The following is a 21,050-nucleotide window of genomic DNA, read 5'->3' as shown; positions in this document are numbered from 1 at the left end:
GGTATAGTTTGCACAAGCTCCCGCAACTTCTGTTGATGTTTCATTGAAAGTTACCGTTGCAGTACCACAATTATCCGTTGCAGTTAATGTTACTGCTGCAGGAATTGCATCACATTGTACAGTTGCATCAGCAGGCAATGTTTCAACAAATGTAGGATCAGTTGTATCTTGAATTAACAAATAAACCGTTGCAACATCACAAGCTTGAGGACTTCCGTTATCGCATACTTGATAAACAAAACTATCTGGTCCTGCATAACATGGATTTACTGTATAATTAAATGTACCATCAGTATTTATGGTAACTGTTCCATGAAGTGGTTGTACAACTGGTGTAGTATTTATAGTTTGTAAATCACTTTCTAAATCATAATCATTATCTAATAAGTTCATTGTAGAATTTGATGAACAATTGATAAAATATGAGTCATCAATTGCATAAGTAGTATTTGAACTACTATTTGGTAAAACAGTTACAATGACAGTGGCAGTTTCGCAAGATACTGGAGAACCATTATCACAAATTTGATAGGTAAATGTATCTTCTCCTTCATAACCTGGGTCTGGAGTGTAAGTTATTGTTCCGTCAGGATTAACAATAACTGTTCCATTAGCAGGGTCAGTTACAGAGCCAGGTGTTATTACAAATGTGTTGTTATCAGGATCAAAATCATTAGATAAAACAGCAATTGTTATTGTAGTTCCATTTTCTGTAATAACAGCATCATTATTTGCTACTAAATCATTATTTCCTGAAGAAATTAAAATTTCTTCTACATTAATAGTAACAGTTGCAGTACTACAAGCTATTGGTGTTCCATTATCACAAACAGTATATGTAAATGAATCTGTTCCTGTAAAACCAGAGTTTGGTGTATAAGTATAAGTTCCGTCTGGATTCATAACAACAGTTCCATTTGATGGATTTGTATTAGAAGCTATAGTTTGTGTGTTTCCTTCCAAATCGAAATCATTAGTTAATACATTTCCAGTTACAGGTGTGTTTATTAATGAAGTATTAATATCATCAATAGCATAAGTATAGTTATTTGGCGTTACAACTTCTGTATCGCTATCATCAGATGGGTCAGGGTCGTTTTCATTACCATCGATAGTTGCAGTATTGTCATAAGGCCCTGTTGGATTAACTGTAGCTGTGATAGTTAAAGTAGCACTTGCCCCATTCGCTAAGTTACCGATAGTCCAGTTAGGCGCTGTCCAAGTACCCGTACTAGGAACGATGTCTGTAGGAAGCGCAATAGTGTATCCACTTGGAATCACATCTGTCACCACTACGTTTGTAGCATCACTAGGACCGTTGTTAGTAGCTGTGATGGTAAAGGTTACCACATCACCTACATTAGGTGTTGCGTTGTCTACTACTTTAGTTACTGATAAATCGGCGTCTACAATACAAGTTGGAGCAACAGCTGTTAAATTAATAGTATTACAAGAATTTGAATCTTCAAAATCAATATTATAATCAACATTTGTAGCTATTGAAGCAGAAGTCCATGTGTGAGTACCATTTCCATTGTCTACCCATGTTCCTGGCATTCCAGTTCCTGTTGCAGTAAAAGGAGCATTTCCTGAGAAAGTAGCAGTAACTACATAACTTGTTCCATCTACAGCACAAGTTGTTTGTGTTGTTCCAATTTGAGCAATTGTTGAAAGAACAATGATTTGAGCTTGATTGGTTAAAAATGAAGTTGTACAACCCGAACCAGAAATTTGTATATCAAAAGTATTTGTTCCTGCAACTAATTGTGATGCTGGAATTGTTAATATCAAATCTCCATTGTTTCCAATACCAGAAATAGAAGGAGTTAGAGGTGAACCTGACTGAAAAATTGTATAAGTTGCTGAATTGACAGAATTATTAATCGTAATTGTTCCATCTAAATTTAAACATACAGTTGAACCAACAACAGTGTTGTTAATTACAGGAGTACCTTCAAAAAATAAGATAGTTTCTGTTAAAGTACTACTACAACTAGGATTTCCATTAGTAACGGAAACAGAATATTGTGTTCCTGCTGTAGGAACTTGAGCATTAGGAATAGTTAGTGTTAAGTTTCCGCCATTTCCAATTCCAGATACCGAAGGAACTAACGGATTGCCTGAATCATCTAATATTTCATAGGTAAAACCAACTTCAGAATTACTAATAACAATAGCCGCAGGATTTGATTGCAATTGGCATAAATCGATATCATTAACAGCTAGATTTAAATTTGGCGAAGGCGTATAAGTAACTGTTATTTGACTTGTAAACGGTGTAGAATTAACACAATTAAAAACAGTTAGTAATTCTAAAGTTGCTGTGTAAGTTGTAGTTTGGTTAATAGTAACCGTTACACTATCTCCAGTTCCAATAACATTGCTTAAATCATCTGTCCAAACAATATCATAAAGATCCTCTGAAGCATTAACACTTAAAGTAACCGTATTGCTACCAGGACACACAACAGATTGACTAGTATTTGCTTGTGGGATCACTTGAATACCATTAACCGTAACATTTGTATCAACTGAATAACAAGAATTTGAAGTACGAACAAAATAATCTCCTGCTGCTAATCCTGTAAAACTTTGTTCTAATGCATTAGCATCTGCAGCTGTATTTGCTGTAAAAGTTTGCAAAGGAACTGTAGGATTAGATACTGAAAAAAGTTGCCAAGTTAAAGGATATACTGCTGTTCCGCCAGTTATTTGAGCCAAAACCACACCAGTATTTGTATCATTAATGTCACATAATGCAGATTCTGTAGAAACGGTTATATCTTGATAAGGGTTTACTGTAAATGGAATATAGTAAGTTTCAAAATTACTTAAACCAGTAACTGCAGAATATCCCCACATTCCTACAAATTTAGTTCTGTCTATTACAATTAAATAGTTTCCTGTTGATAAATTTGTAAAAGTTCCTGATTTGTAGCCATTGGATGAAATACCTGAATCGGGATATAAAGTTGTTATTAATGTACCAGGTAAGCCTCCAACATTGGTAAATAATCGTACTACTCCTGCATCAAAAACCCCATTTAAACTTGCATTGTTTGGAGCATTCAAATTGTATGTTGCTGAACTCGAATTATTACATCCTTGGTTAACTGTAATCACTGGATTATAGGTTGCGGGAACATTAATATTTACAGAACGAGTTATTGTGTTTCCACATGCATCTGTAAAAGTTACATTGTAAAGCCCAATAGGTAAATCTCTTACTAATTTTGCGTTGTCGATAGGATTTGTAGAGTTTACTGTTCTTACTATTGGAAAGTTTACAGTGAAAGTTCCTGCTAAATTGTAAGGATGAGTAGAAGTGAATGTTCTTGATGTGCTACCATCAGCTGGCATTATTGAATATGTAAATGGAAGTTGTAGATTTGAACTATTAGGATAATTAAAAAACATTCCACCAGTATTTTCTCTTAATGTTTGCATTGTTGAGATAGTAACTAAATTTACATTAGGAGCGGCATTATTTACAATTATAGTTCTTGTTTCAGTAGAACAGCCATCAGTTATATTTATGTTATAGGTTCCTGGTCCAGGAACTGTCACGTCTAAATAACCTGTTGATAATGGAGTAAATGTTCCAACTCCTGATACTGTAACTTGTGTGTTTGATAAGCAAAATTTTGTATTACCATTAGAATTAAAAAATTCAAAATGTATTGAATATCCAACACTACAACTTGCAATACTTGTTCTTGGATCGATATAGGTTTGTATGGTAGATACTGGGGGTACAGTTCCTGAAACAACTCTAACATCGCAACCATCAGTAAATGTGGCTACATAAGTGTCACCAACCGTCATTGTTGGACTTGGAAAACCCCAAACAAATTGCGAAACAAATGTTTGATAAGCTCCTAATGGTTGATAAGCTCCACCATTTATAGAAATTGTAGCACTAGTGACATTTGTATAATTTGTAAATGGAAAATATAAAACAAATTGGTTACAAAAAGTGGGGCATCCTACTCTAAGGTATCTTACATTTGAAAAATTTAAAAGAGGATTTGTATTTGCTGGGATAACTCTTGTTTGACCAACAGTAACTTCACAACCTGCTTGACCATTAACTTGATCTGTAACAGAAAAGTTATAAGTTCCAGCAGCTAAACCTGTAAAAACATAACTTCTACTCATAGTAGGAGCAGATGGTGAATTTGTTGCTCCAGGACATGTATATACAAATGGTCCTGTTCCAGTACCTGCTGCAACTGTTGCTGTCAGTGTAGCATTATTTACATAATTAGTGGCAGCTGGATTACAAGTAGTAATTGTATGACTACTACTTACACTCATATTAATATAGGTAGTAGTTATTGCAATAGGGTTGTTTGGCGCTTGAATTACAGTTCCTCCATTAACTAATGAAATATTGTAATTTCCAGCAGATAAACTGTTGAAAATAACTGGTCCGCCATTCGCAGGAATTGGTAACTGCTGCACAGGGCCACTAGAGGGTGTTAAAACAGCAATCCAATTAGTACAATTTACAGCTCCGGGTACTTGAACCGAAATAGAACCATTTGCAAAACAGGTTCCATTTGTTGGCGTAGCTGTAAAAGAATTTACATTGCATTGCGCATAAGAATTGTTTCCAAAAAACAATAATAGCATCAAATACAAAAACGTAATTTTAAACTTCATACTTATATAGTTATTAATTAATTTTTTATTCATTTGTTATGTTTTATACATATCTATAAATCAGATACTTAAAATGTAAAAACAAATCTACACTTGAAAATATCAGTCGTTTGTAGAATGTTTATTTTAAAATAAGTAGAACAAATTCTACAATTTATTTATTCCCGTTTATCTTGATAAAAGCTGAAAATTTGTATTAAACTGGATAAATTATCAATATCTAGTTTTTCAAAAATTCTGTTTTTATAAGTGCTTACAGTTGATTTTTGAATATTTAATGAGTTGCAGATATCGATATTAGAAAAACCTTCAACCAATAGTTTTGCAATTTCAATCTCCCTATTAGAAAGTTGTTCTAGCGGATTTTTGGGTTTATTAAAAATATAAGTATCCATAATTTTTTCCTGAATATTCTTACTTATGTATTTTCCGCTATTTAATACAGATTTTATAGCAAGTTTAATTTCTTCCTCATCACTTAGCTTACTTAAATAACCATTTGCTCCAGCATTTAAATAGCGAATAGCATAGATATTTTCATCATAAGCAGAAAAAATTAAAATCTTAATATTGGGTTGTATTTTTTTTATTGTTGGAATAATATTTAAACTTGTTCCATCAGGAAAACTAATATCTAATACTAATAAATCTACAGGAGTAGTGTTTACTCTTTTAATAATTTCAGAAAAATTTGCTAATTGATAAATATTAGAATTTTTGTGGATTCCCTTTAAAATAAAAGTTACGCCTTGTCGAACAATTGTATGATCGTCGGCAACTATAAAATTATATTTGTATTGTTCTCCCATAATTAATTTACTTCAAAAAATAAACTACATTCAACTTTTGTTCCTTGATTAACTTTACTCGTTATGTTTATATCACCTTCAAATAGTTCAACAATTTCTTTGCATAGATTAAGTCCTAATCCAATTCCAAGGTTATTTACTTTATCTGAAATGGTTCCCTGATAATAATCTTCAAAAACATATTTTAAATCCTCATTTGAAATTCCTATTCCGCTATCTTCAACTGTTAATAGTAGATTTATATTTTTTGAAAACTCATTAACTATGTAGAGCCCTACTTTTATTTGCCCATTTGAAGTAAATTTATTGGCGTTACCAACTAAATTGTAGAGTAGTTGTTGTAGTTTGATTTTATCTGAATCTACAAAACAATCATTTGTAATATTACTTTGAATGATTAATTGGTTTTGATTGCTTTCTACAAGACAATTGAGGTTTTTTAAAGTCTCTTCAATGTTTTGTTTTAAGTTGAATCGCTCCTTATTGAGAATTAGTTTTTTATTTTCATTTTTCGAAAATTCTAAAATTTGATTAACCATTAACGACATTGAATTTGTCGTGTATTGGATAGATTGCACAGACTCTTTCAAAGAAGGATTATTTGTATTATTAAAAATTGATTTTAGATACATGGAAAGAATGTTTAATGGAGAACGAATCTCATGACTAATCATTCCAACAATTCGGTTTTTAAAATTCAAACTTTGACGTAATTTCTCTTTGGATTCTATAAGCCTGTTTTCGTAGTTAAATGCCAAATAAGTTAAAATAATAAGTATTCCAGATATTATAAATAATACGAATAGTAAGCCAAAAATGGTATAGCGTCTTATTGAATTATTGGTTCTGAATTGGTTATCAAAGTTCTGTTTGTTTGTTTTGTCAAATACAGTTAGTGCTTTATTTATACTATTAATAATGAATTCACTATGCATTAAAATAGTATAATTATTTTCGGCAAAATTTTCAGTTGTGTTTAATTTCTTTCTTAATTGTCCAAATTCATTATAATAGAAACTATTCGTTCGCTTAAAAGCATTTGCTAATTGCTCTTCGATATTTCCAGTAGTGACATTTTTTCCGTATTTCATTGTAATAGTAACATTCAACTTTTCTTTTTGAACATCCACTTTGCCAGAAAATGCATCACCAATTCTACTAAACAATCCTTTTCGTTCAACACTATCTACAAGCATGTAAGACTCCACTTGTACACTATTTAAAATGTCTTTGTAATCAAACGAATTGAAATTTACAGCGGGGAAATCAATTTTGTTTTTAGGATTTTTTTGTACAGATATCAATGAATCCAACAATTGTTTTTCTTCATTTATTCTAATTAGATTAATTTTTTCTTGATTTAGATATGCGGCTAAGGATTCATCTTTAGATACGGTACCTATAAATGAATTAACATGATTATTTAAATTTTCTAATGATTGGTAATAATCTAATAAATGGATAGTATCTTTTGAATTTAAAAAATCTTGCAAATTTTTATGAATAGTGGCATAATCATCTTTTATGATTTCTTTCTGTTTAATCAATGCAGATGAATTATCTAAGTTCTCTTTATATTTTTGAAGTTTATTTTCATTAACAAATTCATTATATAAAAGAATAACCAAAATTAGTAACGCAAAAATGGAAGTAAGTAACAAAATGATTTGCACGAACTTTCGTTTTCTTAAAGTGTTTAAGTTTAAATCTAAATAATATAAAATTTTTCTAATCAATTTTATTGTTTTTATGTTTTGTTTGATTTCAAAACTGGTTTTTAAAATAAAAAAATAGAGCTGCTTTTTTTAGTAGGAATTTACTTTGTTAACAAAAATAATATGGCTTTAACTAAATATTTGTAGAACCATTTTATTCGTGTAGATAGAACTAATTTTACAACAGGTGCAATTTATATCGGTTGATTATTTAAAAAGGTAAATTGAAATACGCAATATTACTCGAGTCGAAATTTTTTTTAAAACAATGAAAATCAATAATTTAGTATTTGTTTTAAAAATAAGTGAGTAGTTGTGAGTAGTAAAAAAGAGATTTTTATTTTTTATGAAATAGTATAAACAAAAAAAATCCAGTTGAAAAACTGGATTTTTTGTTTTTGACGAATAAAAAATTAAAAATTTAAGAGCCAAGAGTATAAATCTTCTTCACTATCTAAGTTCAGTTTTTTTCTTACTCTATATTTTTTTGATTCGATAGATCTTACACTTGAATTGGTAAATCGTGCAATATCTTTAGCGGTGTAATTCAATCTAAAGTAAGCTAAAATTTCTAAATCGCTAAGAGTTAGATCAGGATAAGTGGTGGTTAGTTTTGTAATGTGTTCAGAAAAAACATCTTTAAACCTTTCTAAAAACAACTTATTATCCTTCTCAGCAATATTTTTTAGCTCTAAAACTGCGTCAATTGGTATGATATCTTTTGAGTTATTTTCATTTTCAATAACTTCATAATCATTTTTTAAATCCAAAATTTCGTAATTATTTTCATTTTTAATTAACTCACTTTTTTTAGATTTTTTCCAATAATAGACTAAAAATATGCCTAAACTAAGAATTGACAGAATAATAATATAGTAGAACTTGGGGAAAGATTTAGGTTCTTCTTTTTTTTCAGGAAGTTCATCTTTAAGAATATTTTCTAGAGCCTTTCCTTTAGATTTATCAATTTCAATAGAATTACTAATGGAGTTAACTAATAATTTACTTGCCTTTTCTTCTTTGCCAAGTTTTAATAATAGTTCTCCATATTCATTATTTATCAAGGTCAAAAATATCTTGTTTCCAGAAGCTTCTGCATATTTAATGGCTTCTTCATAATACTTGGCAGATAATTTAAATTCGCTAATAAAATTATGAGCTTTTCCCAAATCTTTGTAAATCATGGCTTTAATCATATTGCTCTTTGATTTTAAAGCAAGTTCTTCGGCAAATTTTAAATGTGTAATTGCAACTTTATGATCTTCAGATAAACCATACATGTATTCTTGAGCAAAAATTAATTCTGCATAGGCTAATGCATTATTTCTAGATAGACTTTTTTTAGAGATTTGTTTTGCCTCTTTGAGCATTTGCTCTCTAAAATAGAAGAGAGAATCTTTTGGAAAAGTTTGAGCTATTCCATTAGTTAAAAAGATAACATATAAATATACTTTAGAAGTATGCTTATCGTCTTTAACATTAATTTTATCTGAAATTTTTAAAGCTTCAAAAACTGTTGATTTTGTTTTGTCAATTATCCCAGAATGTTGATAGATTTTAGCTTTAGTAGCCATAAAGGAAGCTAAACTTTTGTAATCTTCTTCAATTTCGGATAGTTCAATTCCCTCTTTTATGAACTTAGATGCTTCATCTAAATTTCCACTGTTAAACATTATGACAGTATAAATTTTTGAAGCAATAATTATTCCTCGCTTGTAGTCTTCTTTTTTACTTCTTTCATAAAGATCCAGCGATCGTTTATCTAGATTTTTTAAGTTTTCGACACCTTCTTTGTAAAAATCTAATTCTAATTTGTCGATTTCTTTTTCGAGACTCAGTTCTTGGTTGGATTGTGAAAAAATAGAAAAACTTAAAAAGAGTAGTAGTGAAATTAAGCTGCCTTTTTTCATGTAAATTATTAATTATTTAGTGGGTATTTATTTTTTTAATAAAAATAATAAATAAATCGAAATAAAATAGTTGCAAATCAAATTTTTAATTTTATTGTTTTTTAGTTTTTAAAATACTTCTAAAAAATAAATAATAATAAAAAAAACCCTAAACAATTGTTGTTTAGGGTTTTACTTTTCGTAGCGAAGACGGGAGTTGAACCCGTGACCTCAGGGTTATGAATTGCCCCAATATTTATTTTTTACACGAAAAATAGGTGTTTTTTGACAAAATCGTTTACTGTAGTGTTTACGGTTATAAGACCAAAAATACTGCTTTATTTTTAATAAAAAAGGGAATTAAATATGTTTTTTAAAATTCGAAATAGTGAGCTAGTTTTTTGAGAAATTTCACGTACCACGTCACGTACCGTTCACGTACCACGTGATTCATTTTCACGTACCTCGTCACGTACCATTCACGTACCGTTCACGTACTTTCACGTACCATTTATATGATTTTGGTTGCAACTAAAGGTTGCAACCTTTAGTTGCGGCTAGATTATTAACCAGCAAAACCACTAATAAACGTTTCCACAAAGTTGATAATCTTATTAGTGATTCGTTCTGTTGTTGAGGCACGTTCCTTTAGTGAAGGTCGTTGTTGCATGGTTGCAATGATTTCATCACGTAAAGGTGTTTTGTTCGTAAAAAGATAATTACCGATAACTTGCTCCAAAGCGATTTGATTTAAGTTTTCTTCAGAGCTTAAATTTTCAATAGCAACTTTTCTTTCCCCAACTAGGAACTCATCAAATTTTTCTTCGATTAAATCCGTGTCTTCAATTTGTGGTAAATGATTGTTGATGAATCGTTCGATTAATTCTCTTTTACTTCTTAATTGCGTTTCTCCCGCAATGATGTCAATAATTCTCTGTTTTTGTTTTTCGTGTTCTAGTTCCGACGTTTCTTCTTTTAATTGCGCTAGTAATTTCATGATATAAGAAACGTTCACTTCATCACGGTGGATAAGTTCCAATTCAAAGTCAATGTCGTCTAAAATGGACACTAATTCTTTTGCGTTTTCAGATTTGGTTTTGTCGTATAAGTCCAGATACTTGCTTTTGTAATCTTCAAAGGTTTGTTCTTCCATTTGCAGATTATCAAAACTAAACTCTGTAAAAGTGGCTAACTTGTTTTTTAAACGCATTAATTCTCTAAAAGCGGTTACAAATTCCAATTCTTGCTCCTCAGTAACAAAACCGTTTACACTGTCAACCGTTGGAGCAATTGCTAATAAATTGGCAAAAGCTTCATCAAAACGTTTTACGTAATCTTCGTAAGGCTCCATGATGATGATTTCTTTAGCATCCAAATTGGAAAACAATTGAATAGCATCATCAGTTGCAGTTTTTAAGTTTCGGAAACAAACGATATTTCCTTGTGATTTTACTTCGTCTAAGATTCGATTTGTTCTGGAATAGGCTTGAATTAATCCATGATATTTCAAGTTTTTATCTACGTAAAGTGTATTTAAAGTTTTGCTGTCAAAACCCGTTAAAAACATGTTTACGACTAGCAAAATATCAATGTCTTTGTTTTTTACCCTTTTTGCAATGTCGTTATAGTAATTATAAAAACTTTGACTGTCTCGAGTGGAATAATTTGTATTGAATTCTTTGTTGTAATGCGAAATAAAATCGTCTAAATATTCTCTACTGTGTTTGCTGTTGTAACTGCTTTTTGGCTCGGCAGCAATTAATAATTCTGTTGGGTTTTCTTCTGAAAACTCATCATCAATAAAAAGTCCTTTTGCTTCGGTATCATCTTCATTTGCTGCATACGAAAAAATGGTTGCAACCTTTAAATTATGCAAACCTTCTTGTTTCTTTTGATGGAATAATTGGTAGTATTTAATTAAAGTTTCAACGCTAGAAACACAAAACATTCCAGTGAATAATTTGTTGTGTGTTTTTCTACTGTGATTGGTAATAATGTAATCTACTATGTTGTTTAAACGTTGCGGAGCTTCCATTACTTCGGCTTCGTCAATGGCTTCTACTTCAATGTCTAAAATTTCATCTTTTCTTTTAAACGTGCTAATGTATTCGATGGAAAACTTCAAAACGTTTTCGTCTTTAATGGCATTGGTAATTACGTACTTGTGCAAACATTTTTCAAACAACATAGCCGTTGTACGTTTACCAAATTCATTCGAACCTGCATTTTCTTCAAAAATTGGTGTTCCAGTAAAACCAAACATTTGACTTGCTGTAAAGAAATTTTTAATATCGTCATGCGTTTTTCCAAATTGACTGCGGTGACATTCATCAAAAATGAAAACAATGCGTTTGTCTTTTAAATGTGTTACCCGATCTAGATAGCGATTTTTTGAAATAGCCGTGTTTAGTTTTTGAATGGTGGTAACAATCAATTTCGTATTGTCGGCTAATTGGTTAACTAGTGTATTGGTATTGTTAGTTCCGTCGATGCTTCCTTTGGAAAAACTGTTGAATTCTTTGGTGGTTTGGTAATCCAAATCTTTTCTATCAACTACAAAAACCACTTTGTACACTTCGGGTAAATTGGTTAAGATTTGGGCGGTTTTAAACGATGTTAGCGTTTTTCCTGAACCAGTTGTATGCCAAATGTAGCCAAATTTAGTAGTTGTTTTTACTCGTTCAACTATGGCTTCCGTAGCATAAAATTGGTATGGACGCAAAATCATCAATAGGCGATACGATTCGTTTAATACGATGTATTTCGTTATCATTTTAGACAAATGACAAGGCTCTAAAAAGATATCGGCAAAATCAGGAAGTTGTGTGATGAGATTGTTTTTCTCGTCTGTCCAGTAAAAAGTTTGTTTGAAAGAACGTGCTTTTATAGGAGCGTTGGCAAAATATTTGGTATTCACACCGTTGCTAATAACAAACAATTGCACAAATTGAAACAAACCATAACCCGCCGTAAACGAATGTCTTTCGTAGCGGTTGATTTGGTTAAACGCTTCTTTAAGTTCTAATCCTCTTCGTTTTAATTCAATTTGGGCTAGGGGCAAACCGTTGATTAAAATGGTAACATCGTAACGGTTTTTATATTTACCTTCCATAGTTACTTGTTGCGTAACTTGGAATTGATTTTGACACCAGTGAATTTGATTGATTAACTCAATAGTTTTGGTTTCACCTTGTTCATCAGTATAAGGAACACGGTCACGTAAGATTTGCGCTCTTTCGTAAATGTTTCCTTTGTTGATGTAGTTTAAAATTTGCTGAAAACTACTATCGGTTAAAGTGGTTTTATTGTGAATTTCCAGTTGCACTTTTAAATTGGCTAACAAATCAGTTTCATCTTTGATTTCGACTTTTTTGTAACCCAATTTTACTAATTGTGCAACGAGATTATTTTCTAATATTTGTTCGGGTTGTGATGTCATTTTAACTATTTCTAATTGAATCAATTTTTTTTAAAATAGAATCTATGTCTTGGCAATGAAAAAAATCTATATTAGTTATTTCTTTTAATCTTTCTTTGTTTGCTATAATATCACCTTTATCTGGTGATATAAACAGTTGACAGCTTTCCTTATATGCTGTATCAACATGTCTTATATCACTGTAATGTTTTCTTCCGATTACTTTTGAAATCTCTTCAAACTTTTCAGAAGCAATTGTGTCTCCAATTATAATATCACTATCACAAGTTATAAAAGTATTATCACAAGTTAACTCAGTTGGTTTCTTACTGTATGTAGTTATTTTATTTTTATTATCAAATGGAAATGACAATAATAGTATGTCAGGTTCTTTTTTAAGAGCCTTTATATCTTTTGTTAATGCACCTTCTTCGCAATATATTTTTATCATGACTAAACAAACATTTGCTGCAACAACCCTTTTTTAAATAGTTTAGTTTGCTCTATTTTCTTGATAACTCCCTCAATTTGAACATCTATAGCCGATAAAAACGAAGCAATTTTTTGCTGTTCTTCAAGGCATGGAATTTTAATTTTTTCTTTAGAATAATCTTTAAAGTAGATATGAGGTATTGTGCTTCCAGTTGAATATTTTGTGAAATCAATATTTTCTAGTGTTGTAAATAAAAAATAGATATCAATTTTAAGTTTCGGAAATATTTTGTCTAAAGTTCCTAAAACAGATGATTTCGCATCACATAATAAAATTCTTCCAACTCCAGCACCATCTTTAACAATAGAAATATATTCATTTTCTTCTTGGTAAAAATCTATATTTTTTAAAAATCCAGTTGCACCATAAATTTTAAATTTACCTTGATTTTTCTCTAGTGTGTTAGCAGAAATGTTTGATGATTTTTTTTCACAAATATCCCCCAATTTCTTCTCTTCCCAATCAGGATAATTATTCCCGTTTTCATCTTTGAAACGTAGTTTTTGGGAGAAAATTTGTTGCATCACGCCTTTTTTGTACAACTCTAGTTTTTCTTTTTGTTGGGCTAAAAGCGTTAAACGTTCATCTACCAAAGTTAAAAACGAAGCGATTTTATGTTGTTCTTGGAGTGACGGAAATTTTATTTCAAATTTTCTAACATTTTCCATCGTGAGCGCTGGCTGAGAGCTTGAAGTGATGTATCCTTTTATAACTTTTTCTTTAAAATTATCTCTAGTAAAATATTGAAGAATAAATTTTGGTATTACTTCATTTCTATTGAATCTGATTCTTGAAACATTTGGTGCTAAATAAAATCTGTCATTCTCCTCAATTAACGCAACTTCTCCTATTGTACCTATGTAAGTAAACATCATATCATCGATGTACAATTTACTTCTTTCTAACTTATTCAATTCACTATTATCGATATATTTTACATCATTTAATAACAACGAATTATTTTTTATATTTAGACCTCTTAAAGCTATTATTTTCCCATAATCTTCATAGATGACATGTTTTGTAAATTCATAGCCTGCTAATTTCGATACTTCTGCAAAATTCCCTAATTTATTGGCAATCCAATTCCCTTCAAACTCAGGAAAACGTAGTTTTGGTACTAACTTTTCCATAATTAAAAAGGCGTTTTAATATTCAATTGGTTGCAATAGGTTGCAATTGTATTTTCATTTGTTTTTAAATCGGTTGCAATGTTTACTAAATCGGTTGCAACTTGGTCTAAATCTATAGTATCTTCTTCTTCAAACGTATCTACATAACGAGGAATGTTCAGGTTGTAATCGTTTTCTTTTAATTCGTCAAGGGTTGCCACGTAACTGTATTTTTCAATGGCAGTTCGGTTGCGGTAGGTTGCAATTATTTTTTCCACGTCTTGGTGGCGCAATACGTTTTGGTTGCCTTCTTTTGCATAATTGTCATCGCCACTAGCATCAATAAATAAAATGGTATCGTCTTTTTCACGGCATTTTTTAAATACCATAATACAGGTTGGGATGGAAGTTCCGTAGAAAATATTAGCAGGTAAACCAATTATGGCATCCAAATAATTCAATTCTTTAATCAAATATTCACGGATAGTACCTTCGGCAGCACCACGAAACAAAACACCATGCGGCACAACGGTTGCCATTATTCCGTTATCGGCTAATTGATGCACCATGTGTAATAAAAAGGCATAATCGGCTTTGGTTTTTGGGGCTAACTTTCCGTATTGGCTAAAACGTTCATCGGTACTAAATAGGGGATTGGCATCGCCTTTCCAATGTGCCGAAAAAGGAGGGTTAGCCACCACAGCCTCAAAACGTTTGTCAATATGTTGCGGATGTTCTAAAGTATCTTCATGTTTGATATCAAACTGACGGAAATGCACATCATGTAAAATCATGTTCATTCGAGCCAAGTTGTAGGTCGTACGGTTTTGTTCTTGTCCGTAAAACTCACTCACTTCCACTTCTTTTGCCACACGTAACAACAACGAACCCGAACCACAAGTAGGATCATAAACCGATTTAATTTTCGATTTTCCAGTAGTTACAATTTGTGCCAATATTTTAGACACTTGTTGGGGTGTATAGAATTCGCCAGCACTTTTTCCAGCACCAGCAGCAAATTTTGCAATTAAGTATTCGTAAGCATCACCCAAAACATCAGAATCAATGTCTTTTAACTTGAAATCGATTTGGTCTAAATGGTTTAAAATTTGAACGATAATCGTATTTCGAGCTTCGGGTGTTCTACCAATTTTAGTAGAATTCAAATCCAAATCTTCAAACAACGCATTGAAATCGTCTTCGCTTTCGGTACCCATCGTGCTCAACTCGATGTGGTTCAGCACCGCTTTCAAATCGTCGATGATGTAATTGCTTTCTACTTCGGTATTAGCGTTTCCTTTAGCGGCAATAACCGAGAAAAGTTCGGTAGGTTTTAAGAAATACCCCAGTTTCAATAACGATTCTTCTTCAATGGCTTGAAGTGTTTCTTTGTCGGTTACTTTAGCGTAATCGGTTACTTCTTCGCCTTCTAATAAGTCGTTAGCGTATAAATATTGTTTTTCGGAAAGGTATTTGTAAAAAATGAATCCTAGAATGTAATCACGGTAGTCGTCGGCACTGATTTTGCCTCTCAAAAGGTTGGCAATTCCCCATAGTTGTTGTTCTAATACTCGTTTTTGGTCTTCAGACATTGTGGATTTTTTTTTGTATTATGATTTGTTCAAATTTATTTGAATTAATTGGGATGAGCAATGTTTTTGAAGGATAAATTTAAAGGTTGCAATGGGTAGTTGCAAAATGGTTGCGCATCAACAAATTGGTTTGAAAATTAGAATTTAAGATTCCATTTAGGAAGCCTATTATCTTTTTCAAAATACTCTTGTAGCAAATTTAATTCTACAAATGTTTGACTGTGTTTAAGATTTGCTTTTTCGTTAAATCTTATATAACAGAAAAGTTTAAATAATTTATCTACATTCAAGTTGGTTGTTTTCTCTTTTGTATTGGTTTATCATTTTTCGATACATTGGTATTAAGTTTTCTATATACTTAAAATAATCTTCTGATTCTTTTTCAAGATTTTTATAAGCTTCTACACGAGAATAATTTTTTTGTACCCATAGATAAACATCTGGATAGGCAGCAATAAAAAAATCAGTAAATGCTGGAGGAGTAAAGTATATTTCATTCATCGAAGAGGTTTGTTCATTATCAATATCAAAACCTATTTTTTTGTACCTAAGATTTAATAAAAACTTTTTCGGATCTATATCGTCAATCATAAAAAGATTTTTTACATGAAAATCAATGAAATTTTCATTTTTAGATGTTGAGATAAAATCTTCCCACTCTTTTAGATATTTTTTTTGGTGAAATTGAGTGTTTATTGAAGTATTCAAGTTGGCAATACTTAATTGAATTAATTTTGTCAATTCTTTGTAATCGTTATCAGAATGAAAAGTAACATCAGTCCCTCTTAGTAAATTTCCTTTTTTATGTAATTCTGAAAAAATAACTTTAACATTGTTAAATTCTAATTTTAATCCAATATTTAATTCTTTGTCATCTTCAATTTTTTTGAAACAAAACTTTCTGCCATCATCATATTTTAAAGTCATATCGTATTCATTTTCAAGAATATTAACCAAGTTTGGAAAAATTGTCTTTAATCCTCCTTTGTTATTGAAGTATTCTCTAGTTTTTTCGTTATCGTTTTTATTACTAATGATAGCCCAAATACTAATTATTGCAACTAAAACTATTATAAATGTCCACATGATTAAAAGATTTATTCGAAAAGTAGTAATTTAAATTTGAACAAGCAATTAAATTGTATTTGCAATATTTACACATTCTTTTCTTAAGTCAGATAAAATTTCTAACGCAGCTGGATTTTTAGCTAAATTTAATAAAGGCTCGTATTTGTTAATTAAAATGGATTCTATATCTTCTAAATTAGCATTAATTTCAACCCAATTCACCACTAAGTTAGTATTTATCCAGTGGATGATTTTTTGTTCGTCTTCGGGGATAAATTTGTAGTTGCGTTTGTTTTTCTTTTCAATAAGTGAGCCTTTGGGTGGTAAGTAACCTAAAACAGCTCCAATACTTCTAAAAAAGGTTCCATGACCTTTAGCTCGCATCTCTTGATTTAAGAATCGTTTAGATAAACTTTGCGAAGCAATTCCAATGTAAATAATATTGTGATTTCGCTCTTTTAAAATTGAATTGAAAGGCGAGGGGAGTTTGTTTACATCCGTGATGCGAATACAATAAAGTCCAGACGCATCAGGAACTAAGGAGTCAATTTCGTTTATACTTTTAAAATTGGCTTCTTTCATTAACGTTTTTTCTAGTGAATTTACATCACTAATTGAATTTTGTACAACTTGTTTAGGTTGTTTAGCTGATTTCAATTTTGGGGTTGCAACCTTTTTATTGGCTTGTCCAACTAAAAAAACGGTTGAACCGTCTCTGTCAAAAATTGATGGATAGTTTCGAGTTCTCCCATGAATTTGAAGTGCTTGAATTTCGGAACCGTCTTTCTTATGATACCAACTGTTTTTATTCAACTCATCCGCAATTTCCTGAGTAGTCATAGCTCGATTGTTTTGCCTCAAAAGTTTTTCTATTGCTTCGTGTAGTGTCATGGGAGTGAATCTTTAGTGAGTATTTCAAAAATACGAAAGATGTTGATTTTTATTTATAAAATTCTGCTGTCACATATTTTTTTGCTCCCATTTGTCCTCCGTTGATTAAAAAATAAAAGTCAACTACTGAAGGTTTAATTTTTCTGTCAATTGAATATTCCTGAATAAATCGCACTGTTTCTCTGAAGTTTTTATCTCCTGTCTCGTTTTCTACAATGTTTAATTTTTTAGCAACTTTCATGACAACTAAATCGGGCTTTACGCAATCGTAACCAATTTCTAGTAGAAAGTGTAGTAAAGAAGTTGTTGATTGAAAAAACGGTATTTTATTGTCTTTTAGCGTTACTAAAAGTTGGTCAAAACCAATCCAAAATTTTTCTATGTCTTTTTCGGATTTAATTTTTTCTGGAATATTAGTGTGATTTAAAATGTCAGAAAAAGAACCGATTTTTTTTATTTTTCTAGACAAGCTTATAATATGAAATAATTTAGCTTGTTGTCTTATTCCTTTTATTGCATTCCAATGTTCGTCTGCTATATCACAAGGATTTAGTTGTACAACTTCATCTATATTAAAACCTTTAAATGCATTGTCGAATTTTCCAGATTTTAGAACTTGTTCTACAATTTCAGAATTTGAATTTTGGCTGTAGGCAATTAAATGAGAAAGTGTTTTTAAAATTTCATTGTCGTTGGGTATAACTGAAACAATTTTGTTTTGCCTTCTATTTTTCTCTTCACTAAATAAAGGCTCTATTCTACAAAGGTCAATAGCCTTAATTATTTCATCAATTTCGACAAATATTTTTTCAGTTTTTGACATATTTTTGTGTTGCTTATAGTTTTTTGCAAAGTATAGACTTACGAGACGAACTATGATTTAGAATTGTTATGAACGGTTATTAATAGAAGTTTTTTTATTTATAACTATATCATCCTCAATCTTTAACAAAGTAAGGATTATAATTTTAAGTATTAAGTAATAGTCATATTTATGTTTTTGTTCAGACTGAGTATTTGTACCGTGTGAATATTTGTTTCTTAAATCATAACCATTTGTATAAATCTTTTGATTTAGATAAAAATTAAAGTACTTTACCTCTTCTTTAGAAAATAAAGTGTTTTCGACAAGCAACTTTTTTTCTTCAATTAATAAGTCAATTTCGTCTCTAATGAATTTTGGATAATGCCAATAATTTAGTAATTCATTTCTATGTAGCTCCCTTATTAAATATATAAAAGTGATTTTATCAATTACTACATTATTATTGTCATTGATTTTTAAATAACCATCTTTAACGAGACTTTGAATTACATTTTTTTGGTAGTTAGCAAAATCGTCTAAATTAACAGTTTCTTTTGTTAATAAGTCAAATAAGTTTTTGTGTTTTGTTCCAAATCTATCTGTATAGTACATATGGCTCTGGTCAGAAAAAAATATGTGCTTAATAGTTTGAATAAGTTCATTATTTGAATAAACATATTTTATTTTGTTTAGACTCGTGATTTGACTAAATCCTATAGGTTTTGAACTTATTTGAAGAAGTTCAATATCGATATAACCATCATCAACTAAATTTTTATATTGTTTTAGTAAAAAATCGAAATCGGGTAAAAGTGTGCGAATTTTATCTAATTCAGGTGAAACTGAAACTCTGACTTGAAACATTAATTTATTAGGTTGAATCAATTCATTTATATAGTTAATAAATGAATTAATTAACTGCTCAATTCCGCTATTCTTTCTTTTTAGATAATCTTCAAAGAGCTGTAACTGTATCATCGAGAGTATTTCTTTTCTTGTAAAGATTTCTCCAAATTCATACTCATTTTTTGATTTTAGCCCCATTACACGTTCCATAACGTCTAATTCACTAAATTTATTTACTAAATATATTAATGATGTTTCATCAGTGTAATTGAATAGGGAACTAAATATTTTGAATAAATCAACTTGGTTTTCAATTCCATTTAAAAACTTTTCGCTGTAAGTCGCTTCTATTAGTCCATTTTCATTTTTAAATAAAGCAGGTTCATCTTGGTCTTTATTAAGTCCGCATTGGACTCTAATACTCCAAGTATGTCCATTTTCTAAAATTTCATTGTTTTTTTCTGAAGATTTTTTTTTTGCTTTGTATTTTGTTTTATCAGAAAGCTTCAATTCATTTGAATCTTTCGATTTTTCGGCTAATCTTATATAGTTTAAGTTGGAATCATCTCTGTCTATGTAAGTGCTTATGATGTTTTCTTTGTCTTCCAAACTCAAACTTTTTGGAAAATAATATTTAGGTGATTTTTTGTCACTTTTTCTTTCTTCAAATTGGGAAAGTAAAATCTCAGCAGAATTTTCATAAGACATCAAAAAATCCCTGATTACTTTATTGAATTTATTTACAATACTCTTTTGTTGGAGTATATAATTTATTTGGTAAGAAAATTTTTCAAGAATCTCACTAAATTTTGAATGTGATATGTTTTTATAAATACTTAACAGATCTATTAGCTCCCAGAAATTATTCTTATAATTATACTCTAAATCTTTAATAACTTCATCTATATTTTGATCGTTGATTTTTAATAGCCTTTCTTTTAGAGCAGTAATTTTTACTTCTATGATTTGGATATACTTTTCTTTTTCGGATATGCTCCATTTAATTGGGAATAGCTCGTTGTCAAAATATAACTTTATATTATAAAATTCAAGTAAATCATTCAAGGTAAAATTTTGTTCAGAAATAAAATTATCTAGTAATTTTTCTACTTCAAGTAGGTTATGATTATTTGTCATATCCTCTTTTGAATAAAAAACTATTCTTTCTATTTCTTTTCTAGAACTCATATTTTTGCCAGCGTTTAAATTACAGTTACGTTTTTGGGTTTGTCAATAGTAACGTATTAGAATGTCGAAACTTTCAATTTTGCACTAACCTATGCAAAATAGCCTTTTGTTATTTACTAAATTAAGAAAAAAGGATATATAAAAGTCTCTTACAACAAAAAAAGGAGAAACTTTTAATTTCTACCTTAAGCCGCCATTTTGGAGATGTTAGTTAACTTTTTTATTACAATTCATTTAAACTTCTTATATTTTTTCCATTTCCATCAAAAGGAAAATCTTTACTTCTGTTGTGGTTAATATAATTAAATTCTTTCCCTTTTAATTTCTCATTTAAATGTTCATCACTAAATGAATAACCAGAAACAAATAAGTCTGTTGTATTATTAATTATATTTTCAAAATTTTTAAATAGTTCTCTATTGCAAATTCCAGTGATATTGACCACCCAATTCCAATTTAAAGTGACCACCTGATTCCAATTCAAAATGACCACCTAATTTCGGAGCAAAATGACCACCTCCATTTTTCATTAAAAACTACTTTTTTTCTTGTGTTAATT

The 21,050-nt window shown here is 30.2% G+C and carries 13 protein-coding genes; all 13 read right to left on the bottom strand.

Annotation, left to right across the window (positions count from 1 at the left end; all coding sequences use genetic code 11):
- On the bottom strand, window positions 1-4,698 hold a 4,698-nt coding region (locus tag L6Q46_RS03710), incomplete at its 3' end, for an Ig-like domain-containing protein (protein ID WP_291283177.1).
- A 125-nt stretch (window positions 4,699-4,823) separates the two neighbouring features.
- Window positions 4,824-5,474: a response regulator transcription factor gene (locus L6Q46_RS03705; protein ID WP_291283176.1), complete on the bottom strand. Its 651-nt coding sequence runs from the start codon at window positions 5,472-5,474 to the stop codon at window positions 4,824-4,826.
- Window positions 5,475-5,476: 2 nt separating this feature from the next.
- Window positions 5,477-7,210 (bottom strand): HAMP domain-containing sensor histidine kinase, encoded by a 1,734-nt coding sequence (locus L6Q46_RS03700; protein ID WP_291283175.1) that lies wholly within the window; start codon window positions 7,208-7,210, stop codon window positions 5,477-5,479.
- A 392-nt stretch (window positions 7,211-7,602) separates the two neighbouring features.
- On the bottom strand, window positions 7,603-9,099 hold the full coding sequence (locus tag L6Q46_RS03695; protein ID WP_291283174.1) for a hypothetical protein: 1,497 nt from the start codon (window positions 9,097-9,099) through the stop codon (window positions 7,603-7,605).
- Window positions 9,100-9,643: 544 nt separating this feature from the next.
- On the bottom strand, window positions 9,644-12,517 hold the full coding sequence (locus tag L6Q46_RS03690; protein ID WP_291283173.1) for a type I restriction endonuclease subunit R: 2,874 nt from the start codon (window positions 12,515-12,517) through the stop codon (window positions 9,644-9,646).
- Window position 12,518: 1 nt separating this feature from the next.
- Window positions 12,519-12,947 (bottom strand): hypothetical protein, encoded by a 429-nt coding sequence (locus tag L6Q46_RS03685; protein ID WP_291283172.1) that lies wholly within the window; start codon window positions 12,945-12,947, stop codon window positions 12,519-12,521.
- A 2-nt stretch (window positions 12,948-12,949) separates the two neighbouring features.
- Window positions 12,950-14,122, bottom strand: a complete 1,173-nt coding sequence (locus L6Q46_RS03680; protein WP_291283171.1) for a restriction endonuclease subunit S — start codon at window positions 14,120-14,122, stop codon at window positions 12,950-12,952.
- A 2-nt stretch (window positions 14,123-14,124) separates the two neighbouring features.
- On the bottom strand, window positions 14,125-15,693 hold the full coding sequence (locus L6Q46_RS03675) for a type I restriction-modification system subunit M (RefSeq protein ID WP_291283170.1): 1,569 nt from the start codon (window positions 15,691-15,693) through the stop codon (window positions 14,125-14,127).
- 276 nt (window positions 15,694-15,969) lie between these two features.
- Entirely contained in the window at window positions 15,970-16,779 is an 810-nt protein-coding gene (locus L6Q46_RS03670) for a hypothetical protein (protein WP_291283169.1), read from the bottom strand.
- A 48-nt stretch (window positions 16,780-16,827) separates the two neighbouring features.
- Window positions 16,828-17,652 carry a GIY-YIG nuclease family protein gene (locus L6Q46_RS03665; protein ID WP_291283168.1) on the bottom strand — a complete coding sequence of 275 codons (825 nt, stop codon included), beginning with the start codon at window positions 17,650-17,652 and terminating at the stop codon, window positions 16,828-16,830.
- Between the two features lie 49 nt (window positions 17,653-17,701).
- Window positions 17,702-18,475, bottom strand: a complete 774-nt coding sequence (locus tag L6Q46_RS03660) for a hypothetical protein (protein ID WP_291283167.1) — start codon at window positions 18,473-18,475, stop codon at window positions 17,702-17,704.
- 66 nt (window positions 18,476-18,541) lie between these two features.
- Window positions 18,542-20,491: a hypothetical protein gene (locus tag L6Q46_RS03655; RefSeq protein ID WP_291283166.1), complete on the bottom strand. Its 1,950-nt coding sequence runs from the start codon at window positions 20,489-20,491 to the stop codon at window positions 18,542-18,544.
- Between the two features lie 223 nt (window positions 20,492-20,714).
- Window positions 20,715-20,936 carry a hypothetical protein gene (locus L6Q46_RS03650; protein WP_291283165.1) on the bottom strand — a complete coding sequence of 74 codons (222 nt, stop codon included), beginning with the start codon at window positions 20,934-20,936 and terminating at the stop codon, window positions 20,715-20,717.
- Between the last annotated feature and the right edge of the window lie 114 nt (window positions 20,937-21,050).

This window comes from Flavobacterium sp., from assembly GCF_023151265.1.
Lineage (GTDB): Bacteria > Bacteroidota > Bacteroidia > Flavobacteriales > Flavobacteriaceae > Flavobacterium.
This window is presented reverse-complemented; position numbering and strand designations above follow the sequence as displayed.

Excerpts from the sequence above, each read along its gene's own strand:
- L6Q46_RS03690 (WP_291283173.1), bottom strand. The coding sequence starts at position 12,517 with ATGACATCACAACCCGAACAAATATTAGAAAATAATCTCGTTGCACAA.
- L6Q46_RS03705 (WP_291283176.1), bottom strand. The coding sequence starts at position 5,474 with ATGGGAGAACAATACAAATATAATTTTATAGTTGCCGACGATCATACA.
- L6Q46_RS03685 (WP_291283172.1), bottom strand. The coding sequence starts at position 12,947 with ATGATAAAAATATATTGCGAAGAAGGTGCATTAACAAAAGATATAAAG.
- L6Q46_RS03680 (WP_291283171.1), bottom strand. The coding sequence starts at position 14,122 with ATGGAAAAGTTAGTACCAAAACTACGTTTTCCTGAGTTTGAAGGGAAT.
- L6Q46_RS03660 (WP_291283167.1), bottom strand. The coding sequence starts at position 18,475 with ATGTCAAAAACTGAAAAAATATTTGTCGAAATTGATGAAATAATTAAG.
- L6Q46_RS03670 (WP_291283169.1), bottom strand. The coding sequence starts at position 16,779 with ATGTGGACATTTATAATAGTTTTAGTTGCAATAATTAGTATTTGGGCT.
- L6Q46_RS03695 (WP_291283174.1), bottom strand. The coding sequence starts at position 9,099 with ATGAAAAAAGGCAGCTTAATTTCACTACTACTCTTTTTAAGTTTTTCT.
- L6Q46_RS03655 (WP_291283166.1), bottom strand. The coding sequence starts at position 20,491 with ATGAGTTCTAGAAAAGAAATAGAAAGAATAGTTTTTTATTCAAAAGAG.
- L6Q46_RS03675 (WP_291283170.1), bottom strand. The coding sequence starts at position 15,693 with ATGTCTGAAGACCAAAAACGAGTATTAGAACAACAACTATGGGGAATT.
- L6Q46_RS03665 (WP_291283168.1), bottom strand. The coding sequence starts at position 17,652 with ATGACACTACACGAAGCAATAGAAAAACTTTTGAGGCAAAACAATCGA.